This is a genomic window from Rhizobium sp. Leaf262, assembly GCF_001422245.1.
GTDB lineage: Bacteria > Pseudomonadota > Alphaproteobacteria > Rhizobiales > Rhizobiaceae > Agrobacterium.
Genome location: NZ_LMMM01000003.1, coordinates 202,815 through 212,651 on the forward strand (window position 1 = coordinate 202,815; position 9,837 = coordinate 212,651).

Sequence of the window (9,837 nt, forward strand, 5' to 3'; positions counted from 1 at the left end):
GGAAGTTGTCGATGACAGCGAACAGCAGTGTTCGACGTTCTCAAGACGCTGGCAGATGGGGTGGGATTCGAACCCACGGTACGCTCTCACGCACGCCGGTTTTCAAGACCGGTTCCTTAAACCACTCGGACACCCATCCATGTTGTGCGGAGGGTTTATAACTGTTTGCGCCACTGCGTCAATCCGTCCAGACGGGCTTTTCCGCGCCCTTTTGTCAAGGCTTGCGTTAACCAATGGGTAACCACGTTCGTTACAATTTTACCCATTTTGGGTCACCCGTTCGCAATTTCGCCATGTTACGGGCAAGATTAAGCGGCTGTTAGGTGCTTCGATGTCAGGGGCATGATCATCGAGGCATGAGAGGGGTTGTCGTAAAGGCAGCTCAAAGCAGCACGGGGCATGGATTTGAACTCTACGGTAACGAAAGTCGGTGTGAGCGCGAAGTGGCTCGGCATTGCCGTTCTTTGCGCAGCGACAGCATCCTGTTCGACGACGTCAAAAACCGAAACAAAGCCGAAGCGCAGCAAGGAATATTTTTCCGAGTCGGAATATGGCGTGAAGGCAAGCCCGCGTGTTGCCGATGGCGCAAATATTCCCAAGGGCGGCGGGCGCTTTCTTGTCGGCAATGCCTATACCGTCAAGGGTCGGCGCTATTTCCCCAAGGAAGAGCAGAACTACGACAAGTCCGGCCTTGCATCCTGGTACGGCTCCGCGTTCCATGGTCGTCTGACCGCCAATGGCGAGGCCTATGACAAGGAACATCTTTCTGCCGCGCACCCAACCTTTCCGCTGCCCAGCTATGCCCGCGTTACCAATCTCAACAACGGTTCTTCCGTCATCGTTCGCGTCAATGACCGTGGGCCTTTCCACGAAGGTCGCCTGATCGACGTTTCCAGCAAGACGGCTGATCTGCTGGACATGAAAGCAACGGGCACCGCCAATGTACGGGTGCAGTATGTCGGTCGCGCACCGCTTGATGGCCACGACATGCCCTATTTGATGGCGTCCTACTCACCCAAGGGTTCCCGCAACCCGGGTATCAATCCTGAAGGTCAGATCGCAACGGGCGTGATGGTGGCATCCGCCTCGGCAACGAATATTCCGATCCCGCAAAGTCCGGCCTATGGCGGCTCCGCGCAGATGGCCATGGCAGGGACCAAGAAGAACGCTGCATTGCAGGCCATGCCGCTGGTCAACGGACCTGCGCCGGTTATGGGCCAAGGGTCTGAACAATTCGTCATCCTCCCTGAAGTCGGCCCCTTCATCACCGAACGTCCGGAAGGCAACTTCCTCCGCGCACCGACGCCCGCTGGCCGGTTCGCATCCGCCTATTCGGAAGCGGCACCCGCCTCCAAGGCTGCCCAGGCGTTCGACGTGGTACTTGTCGATCGCGGTGATCTGACGGAACAATCCATCCTTCGTTTCGTGAAAAACAAACAGGGTAGGGGTCGCTGACCTTTGCCCTTTGCGGCAGTCTTGCGCATACTCTCCGCAACTGCGTAGCGATTCTTGATGTGCATGCCCTCATCGGCATCGCATGGTCGGTTTCGTGAGGCGCGGACTTAACACCACAGGACGGCGGGCTGGCGTTTTTATGCGCAATACAATCAACCGACATCTGCGCTTTGCGCTTGTTGCCGCGACCTGCATCGGTGCTGGCATTTCCGGTGCGTTCGCGCAGTCCGGGCCTTTCGCGACCAAAGCGCAGCAGGCCTATATGATAGATGCCGAAACAGGTACGGTGCTGCTCGCTGTCAATGAAAATACGAAATTTCCGCCCGCGTCGCTTGCCAAGCTGATGACGGTTGAGGTGATCTCGGATGCCCTTTCCAAAGGGCAGGTGAGCGCAGATACCAGCTATCCGGTTTCCGAATATGCCTGGCGCACCGGTGGTGCGCCCTCTCGCACATCCACCATGTTTGCGGCACTGAAATCCTCGGTTAGCATCAATAATCTGCTGACGGGTATTATTGTTCAGAACGCGAATGACGGATGCCTTATCATTGCTGAGGGCATGGCTGGCTCCGATCCCGCCTTCGCCAAGCGCATGACGGCCCGCGCGGCAGAACTGGGCATGACCGGCAGCTCCTTTGCAAACTCCACCGGATTGCCGGATCAGATCAGCAACACAACGGCCAAAGACATGGTCGTGCTGGCCAAGCATATTCACGAGACATTCGGGGAACGCTACGGCCTTTTCAGCAAGCCGGATTTCGAGTGGAACCGTATTTTTCAGCGCAACAAGAACTCACTTCTCGGCAATGGCATTGATGGCATGGGGCTAGGCTTTGCCGAGGGGCACGGCTTTTCTGCCGTCGTCTCTGCCGAACGGGATGGGCGCCGCATCTATCTGACGATAGCCGGTCTGCCTGATGACAAGACCCGGCAGGAAGAAGCACGCCGGGTTGTGGAGTGGGGCCTGACGGCGTTTGAGAAGCGCAATCTGTTCCAGAAGAACGAGACCGTCGGCAATATCGGAATTTATGGCGGTGCGACATCCGCCGTGGATTTGACCGTGCATGAGCCCGTGAGTGTACTGGTCCCGATCAACAACCCTGATCGCCTGTCCGGCCGCATCGTCTACAACTGGCCCCTCAATGCTCCGCTTGCGGCGGATTACAATGCTGCGACGCTGAAGATTTATTCCGGCGAAAAACTGCTGCGCGAAGTGCCGCTTTACACCACAGCAGCCGTGGAAAAGGGCACGCTGACGCAAAACGCGGCAGGCGCGCTGAAAGAACTATTGTTCTTTTGGTTGTAGCGCCCGAGGTTTCGCAACGCGCTGATATGCGTTAAACACGGACTGGCGTAAACCTGAAGTCAGGAAGATATTTTGCCCGAAAACAACGGATTGTTCATCAGCTTTGAAGGCGGCGAGGGCGCTGGCAAATCCACCCAGATTCGCCTGCTCGCAGAAACCTTGCGCGCGCGCGGGCTGGATGTCGTGGTGACACGGGAGCCGGGCGGTTCGCCGGGTGCGGAAGCTGTGCGGCATGTGCTTTTGTCCGGCGCGGCAGAACCCTTCGGCGTGCGCATGGAAGCGATGCTGTTTGCCGCTGCTCGCAATGATCATGTCGAAGAAGTCATTCGCCCGGCTCTGGAAAAAGGTGCTGTGGTTCTGTGCGATCGTTTTCTCGATTCGTCCCGTGTCTATCAGGGCACCACAGGCAACCTTGAACCGGAATTCATCGAAACCCTTCAACGCATTGCTATCGATGGCACCATGCCGGATATGACGCTGATCTTCGATATTCCAGCCGCCGCAGGCCTCGCCCGTGCGCGCAAGAGAGCTGATGAGGGTGCCGCACCTGACCGCTTCGAAAAAGAAGAGCTTGAGACGCATGAGAAGCGCCGCGAGGCCTATCTCGATATCGCTCTCAACGAGCCGCGTCGCTGCCGCATCGTCAATGCCGACCAGCCTCAGGAAAAGGTAACGGAAGACGTTCTCTCCTTCGTAGAACCGCTGCTTGCCAAGATGGCCAGCCTTTCGGAAGTCGCGGAATGAGCGACGTTCAGGGCGTTCTGGACGGTGCAATTCCGCCGCAGGAAAACACCAAGCTGTTCGGTCATGACGAGGCGGAGCAGTTTCTGGCGCAATCCTATCGCTCCGGAAAAGGCCACCACGCCATTCTCATCGAGGGGCCTGAGGGTATCGGCAAGGCGACACTGGCCTTCCGCTTTGCCAACCATGTTCTGTCACACCCGGAGCCTTCGCAGGCACCGGAAAGGATGGCCGATCCCGATCAGGGTTCGATGGTCAGCCGCCAGATATCCTCCGGCGCATCGCATAATCTGCTTCATCTGACACGTCCGGTGGATGAAAAGACGGGCAAGGTCAAATCCGCGATCACTGTGGATGAGGTGCGCAGGGCGGGGCATTTCTTCTCGCAGACCTCTGGCACCGGCAACTGGCGTATTGTCATCATCGATCCCGCCGATGATCTCAACCGCAACGCCGCCAACGCGATTTTGAAGATACTGGAAGAACCGCCGAAACGAGCGATGTTCCTGGTGCTATCGCACGCGCCAGGCAAGCTTTTGCCCACCATCCGCTCCCGCTGCATGCCGCTGCGGTTGTTGCCTCTGCAGAACCACGACATGGAACTTGCGCTGCAAAATCTCGGGCAGAGCATGTCTGCCGAAAAGCGAGATACGCTTCTGGAAGCCTCCAAGGGTAGCGTTTCGCAGGCGCTGAAGCTGCTGAACTATGGTGGTGCTGATATCGTCGATGTCTTTGGTGAGGTCATGGCCGCGACCGGACCATCCGCCCGCAAGCAGATGCACAAGCTGGCCGATGTTCTGGCCCAGAAGGATGGCGATATCGTTCTCGGCTTCTTCATGGAACATGCCACCGAAGCTTTGATGGACCGGGCAAGAGCGGCGGCTATGGCGGGCGATCTCAACGCGGCCGAGCGTCATGCGCGTCTCTCGTCTTCGCTGTCAGAACGCATCACCATCGCGCAGGCCTATAATCTGGACAAGAAGCAGATGGTGCTTTCCATTCTGGAAGACATGCGCGGTGTTTGAGGGCGCGTACGTTTTGTACGATTTTTGATTTCGCTGATGCGAACAATAGGCTAAGAGCGGTCTATCTCAAAAACAGACCGTAAAGCCGATCGAGCGTCATGACAGACAAGACACCTTTCTACATCACCACAGCGATTTCCTATCCCAACGGCAAGCCGCATATCGGCCATGCCTATGAGCTGATCGCGACGGATGCCATGGCGCGTTTTCAGCGTCTGGACGGGAAAGACGTTTTCTTTCTGACGGGCACGGACGAGCACGGTCAGAAGATGCAGCAGACCGCACGCGCCGAGGGCATTGCGCCGGAAGAGCTGGCGCAGCGCAACTCCGACCAATTCCGCGAAATGGGCAAGCTGCTCAATGCCTCCAATGACGATTTCATTCGCACCACGGAAGAACGTCACCACGAGACGTCGCGCAACATCTGGAACCTGATGGCCGATAGTGGCGATATCTATAAGGACAGCTATGCCGGTTGGTACTCCGTGCGTGACGAGGCCTATTATTCCGAGGACGAAACGGAAGTCCGTGGCGATGGCGTTCGCTATGGGCCGCAGGGCACGCCGGTCGAATGGGTCGAAGAGGAAAGTTATTTCTTCAAGCTGTCCGAATATCAGGACAAGCTGCTGAAGCTTTATGAAGAGAACCCTGATTTCATTGGCCCGGCAGAGCGCCGCAATGAGATCATGTCCTTCGTCAAATCCGGCCTCAAGGATCTCTCGGTTTCGCGCACCACATTCGACTGGGGCATCAAAGTTCCGAATGATCCCAAGCACGTCATGTATGTGTGGGTCGATGCGCTGACCAACTACATCACCGCGACCGGTTATATCGAAGACAAGAACGGTCTTCGCGCGAAATACTGGCCTGCCGACGTTCATATCATCGGCAAGGACATCATCCGCTTCCACGCGGTCTACTGGCCTGCTTTCCTGATGAGCGCCGGTTTGCCGCTGCCCAAGCGCGTCTATGCCCACGGCTTCCTGCTCAACAAGGGCGAGAAGATGTCGAAGTCGCTCGGCAACGTGGTCGATCCCGTCGATCTAGTGAACCATTTCGGGCTGGATCAGGTGCGCTACTTCTTCCTGCGCGAAGTCTCCTTCGGACAGGACGGCAGCTACAGCGAAGAAGGCATCGGCATCCGCATTAATGCCGATCTCGCAAACGGCATCGGCAACCTTGCCAGCCGTTCGCTGTCCATGATCGTCAAGAACTGCGACGGGCAGGTTCCGACACCCGGTGCCTATACCGACGAAGACAAGGCGATGCTTTCGGCTGCCGATGCGTTGCTGGCAACATGCCGTGACGAAATGGGCAAGCAGATGATCCACAAGGCGCTGGCCGCCATCATCGCCGTCGTATCGGAAACCGACCGCTACTTCGCGGGTCAGGAGCCATGGGCGCTGAAAAAGACCGATCCGGAGCGTATGGGCACCGTTCTCTACGTAACTGCGGAAGTGGTGCGCCAGATTGGCATTCTGCTTCAGCCGTTCATGCCGGGTTCCTGCGAAAAGCTGCTCGATCTCGTGGCAGCACCTGCGGACAAGCGCGACTTCACGGCGTTGGGTGAGGGTGGTCGTTTGGTGCCGGGCACGCCGCTCGAAGCACCGAAGCCGGTCTTCCCGCGTTATGTGGCGCCAGAGGTCTAAACCGCAATGCTGATCGATACCCATTGCCATCTGGATTTCGCCGATTTCGATGCGGAGCGCGACGATATCATCGCACGCGCCCACGCTTCCGGCGTTCGCCAGATGGTGACGATCTCCACCCGCGTCGCGCGCTTGCCTGAACTGCTGAAGATCGCAGAGAAATATCCCTCGGTCTTCTGCTCGGTCGGCACGCATCCGAACAATGCGGATGAAGAACTCGATATTATGGCGGACGATCTGGTTCGGCTGGCCAACAGCAATGACAAGATCGTGGCAATCGGCGAGGCGGGTCTGGATTATTTCTACCATACGCAAAAACCGGAAGACCAGAAAACCGGCCTGCGACGCCACATCGAGGCTGCGCGCATCACGAAGCTGCCACTCGTCATTCACAGCCGCAGCGCCGATGACGACATGATTGCGATCCTGCGCGAAGAAAGCGGGAAGGGGGCCTTCCCCTTCATCCTGCATTGCTTTTCTGCTGGGCCGGAATTGGCGAAAGTTGGTGTGGAGCTTGGCGGCTACGTCTCGTTCTCCGGCATTCTGACCTTCCCGAAATCGCAGGATATCCGTGATATCGCTGCGACCGTTCCGCTGGATCGGCTGCTGGTGGAAACCGATGCACCCTATCTTGCACCGAAGCGCTGGCGCGGAAAACGCAACGAGCCTTCTTACGTCGTCAACACGGCTGAAGTCTTGGCCGAGGTTCACAGCATTGCCTATGAGCGCATGGCAGAAATCACCACCGAGAACGCGTTTCGTTGCTTTTCGAAAATGACGAAGGTGTAGGCAGTGGCAGGCTTTCGGCGTCGGTTCACGATACTCGGTTGCGGCTCATCGCCCGGCGTGCCGCGTATCAACGGCGACTGGGGTGCCTGCAACCCTGACAATCCGAAAAACCAGCGCACCCGCTCCGCCTTCATGGTCGAGCAATTCGCCCCGGATGGCGGCGTCACGACTGTCGTTATCGACACCGGGCCGGATTTGCGTGCGCAGCTGATTGCCGCAAAAGTCGCGCATATCGATGCGGTTCTCTACACCCACTCCCACGCCGACCATCTGCATGGTATAGATGATCTGCGTGGATATTTCATCTCCAGCCGCGTTCGCATTCCTGTCTATGCCGACCCGGTTACGATGCAGCGCATTCGCGATGGCTTTCCCTATTGCCTCGAGACGCCGCCGGGCAGCAATTATCCGCCCATCGTCGAGCCGCATCTCATAGACGATCTGGACGCCGAAATCGCCATCCATGGGGCAGGCGGCACCATCTCGTTCAAACCGCATCTGCAACAGCATGGCGATACCCATTCGCTGGGCTTTCGCATCGGCGATGTGGCCTATTGCACGGATGTGAGCGATTTTCCGGCACAGGCCATCGCCAATTTGAGCGGGCTTGATGTTCTCATTATCGATACGCTGCAATATCGCTTCCATCCCAGCCATCTTTCCATGGAACAGTCTATGGGCTGGATCGAGAGATTGGCACCCAAACGGGCGATCCTCACACACATGCACACGCCTCTGGATTATGACATAGTCATGGGAGAAACGCCTGATCACGTCGAGCCGGGTTACGACCAGATGCGGTTTGAAATCGATATGTCGGCTGAGGCGTTCTGACATGAACGCTTAAGCGGACTGCCGGAGGAGAAATCATGTCGACCAAGCCGTTCCGTGCGCCCAGTATGGCCAGCTTCTTCGACAATCTGCGCTCCAGCCGTCTGCGCGCAATCTTCCGACGCGGCGAAATCGCACTCGTTATTCTGGCGTTTTTCGTCGGCATCGCCTCGGGTCTTTTCGTCGTCCTGATCGGCGCCATAACCACCGCGTTGCATGTTCTCATCTTCGGCGTCGAACGCTTGAGCAGCAGCGATCTCTCGGGCTGGATCGTTTTGCTGGGGCCACTGGCGGGTGGCGTCGTTCTCGGCACAATCATTTTCGTTATCTCCAAAACGCGAAAAAAACCGATGATTGACCCCATTGAGGCAAATGCCCTGCATGGCGGGCGTCTGTCTTTGACCGATAGCGTCATCGTCTGCATGCAAAACATCGTATCCAACGGTTTTGGCGCGTCTGTCGGGCTGGAAGCTGGCTATACGCAGGTGGCCAGTGGCGTCGCATCCAAGCTGGGCGTGAAGCTGAAACTGAGGCGAGGGGACATGCGTATCCTCGTTGGCTGCGGCGCCGCAGGCGCTATTGCCGCCGCCTTCAACGCCCCGCTGACTGGTGCATTCTACGCCATCGAGCTCATCATTGGCACCTATACGATTGTCACGCTTGCGCCTCTGATCGTCTCCGCACTGGTGGCGACCATCGTCACGGGGCTGCTGTCCCAGCACGGTCTTAGCATCGACATATTTGGCTCCAGCGAAGTCACGCCACCAGATTATGTGCCGGCAATCTTTCTCGGTGCAGTCTGCGCCGGCGTTGGCATTGTCCTCATGCAGGCGGTGTCTTTCATCGAGGAAACCGCGCGGAAAAGCAAAATCCCGATTTGGTTGAGGCCTGCCATCGGCGGGATTGCAGTCGGCGTTTTGGCGCTGATTTCACCGCAGGTTCTATCAAGCGGTCACGGCGCATTGCATCTCAATCTCGATGCAAACATGACAATTGCCGGGCTGGCAGGCATCTTCATTCTCAAAGCCGCAGCCAGCGCCATCTCCATCGGCTCGAGCTTCCGTGGTGGCCTGTTCTTCGCATCATTGTTCATGGGATCGCTGCTGGGCAAAATCTTCGCGATCTGCGCACCCTATATCGGCTACGGCGATACCCAGCCCATCGTCTATGCCGTGATCGGCATGAGCGCTTTCGCAGCAGCAATCATCGGCGGGCCTTTGACCATGACGTTTCTGGCGCTGGAGCTCACGGGCGACTTCCAGATCACCGTACTGGTTCTCGCAGCCGTGATGACGACATCGCTGGTCGTGCGAACGACCTTCGGTTACTCCTTCGCCACATGGCGCTTCCACTTGCGCGGCGAAAGCATCCGCAGCGCCCATGACATCGGCTGGATTCGCGATCTGACCGTGGGCAAAATGATGCGCGCCGACATCCGTAAGGAACCGGTCAGCATCGGCCTTGCAGCCTTCAAGGAAAAATTCCCACTCGGCTCAACCCAACGCGTCATCATGACCCACGACGACGGCCGTTATGCCGGCATCATTCTGGTGCCCGAAATCTACGCCGATCCCATGGAGCGCGATTCCAAAACGATCAGCCTCGAAACCTATCTTCGCTACAAGACCGACGTGCTTCTACCAACCATGAACGCCCGCCAGGCCGCAGCATCCTTCGACGCGACAGAAAGCGAAGCACTGGCAGTGGTAAACGACAAAATCGAAAACCGACCCGTGGGTCTGCTAACGGAAAGCCACACGCTGAGACGCTACAGCGAAGAGTTGGAAATTAGACGTCGAGAGGCATCGGGAGAGATATAGATTGGTTGAGGAATTGAACGGATGACGTTGATTTCGTTTGATTATGATCGTCCATACCTAGCGGGTCTCCGCCAAATCACAATCCGTAAAAGTTCCATAATCTATCTTATGCGATCTTTATGTGTAGCCGCAAAGTTAGAGTGTCCTGTTTCTGCAAAGTTGGAATGTCACACTCCCAAGGTCTGATTGACACCTGGGAGATTGCAGATGGGACTGATTAC

The 9,837-nt window shown here is 57.2% G+C and carries 8 protein-coding genes and 1 tRNA gene; 8 read left to right on the forward strand and 1 reads right to left on the reverse strand.

The genetic code is table 11. The features are described from left to right. Positions 1 to 49: 49 nt before the first annotated feature. A tRNA-Ser gene (locus ASF29_RS05510) sits at positions 50 to 139 on the reverse strand. A gap of 266 nt (positions 140 to 405) precedes the next feature. On the opposite strand from ASF29_RS05510, the gene ASF29_RS05515 reads away from it, so the two are divergent. The 8 genes from ASF29_RS05515 (at position 406) to ASF29_RS05550 (ending at position 9,616) form a co-directional block, all read left to right on the forward strand. Continuing rightward, entirely contained in the window at positions 406 to 1,455 is a 1,050-nt protein-coding gene (locus ASF29_RS05515; protein WP_062449409.1) for a septal ring lytic transglycosylase RlpA family protein, read from the forward strand. A gap of 139 nt (positions 1,456 to 1,594) precedes the next feature. After that, positions 1,595 to 2,761: a D-alanyl-D-alanine carboxypeptidase family protein gene (locus ASF29_RS05520; protein ID WP_062449351.1), complete on the forward strand. Its 1,167-nt coding sequence runs from the start codon at positions 1,595 to 1,597 to the stop codon at positions 2,759 to 2,761. A gap of 72 nt (positions 2,762 to 2,833) precedes the next feature. Next, on the forward strand, positions 2,834 to 3,505 hold the full coding sequence (gene tmk / locus ASF29_RS05525) for a dTMP kinase (RefSeq protein ID WP_062449353.1): 672 nt from the start codon (positions 2,834 to 2,836) through the stop codon (positions 3,503 to 3,505). Beyond that, entirely contained in the window at positions 3,502 to 4,527 is a 1,026-nt protein-coding gene (locus ASF29_RS05530; protein WP_062449355.1) for a DNA polymerase III subunit delta', read from the forward strand. The genes tmk and ASF29_RS05530 overlap by 4 nt, the downstream gene beginning before the upstream one ends. Before the next feature lie 98 nt (positions 4,528 to 4,625). Continuing rightward, the gene (gene metG / locus ASF29_RS05535; protein WP_062449357.1) at positions 4,626 to 6,176 is read left to right on the forward strand and encodes a methionine--tRNA ligase; all 1,551 of its coding nucleotides are present in this window, start codon (positions 4,626 to 4,628) and stop codon (positions 6,174 to 6,176) included. A gap of 6 nt (positions 6,177 to 6,182) precedes the next feature. Then, positions 6,183 to 6,965, forward strand: coding sequence for a TatD family hydrolase (locus ASF29_RS05540; RefSeq protein WP_062449359.1), 783 nt, complete (start codon positions 6,183 to 6,185; stop codon positions 6,963 to 6,965). A 3-nt stretch (positions 6,966 to 6,968) separates the two neighbouring features. After that, positions 6,969 to 7,799 (forward strand): MBL fold metallo-hydrolase, encoded by an 831-nt coding sequence (locus ASF29_RS05545; RefSeq protein WP_062449361.1) that lies wholly within the window; start codon positions 6,969 to 6,971, stop codon positions 7,797 to 7,799. Positions 7,800 to 7,834: 35 nt separating this feature from the next. Continuing rightward, positions 7,835 to 9,616: a chloride channel protein gene (locus ASF29_RS05550; RefSeq protein ID WP_082453391.1), complete on the forward strand. Its 1,782-nt coding sequence runs from the start codon at positions 7,835 to 7,837 to the stop codon at positions 9,614 to 9,616. Positions 9,617 to 9,837: the final 221 nt, after the last annotated feature.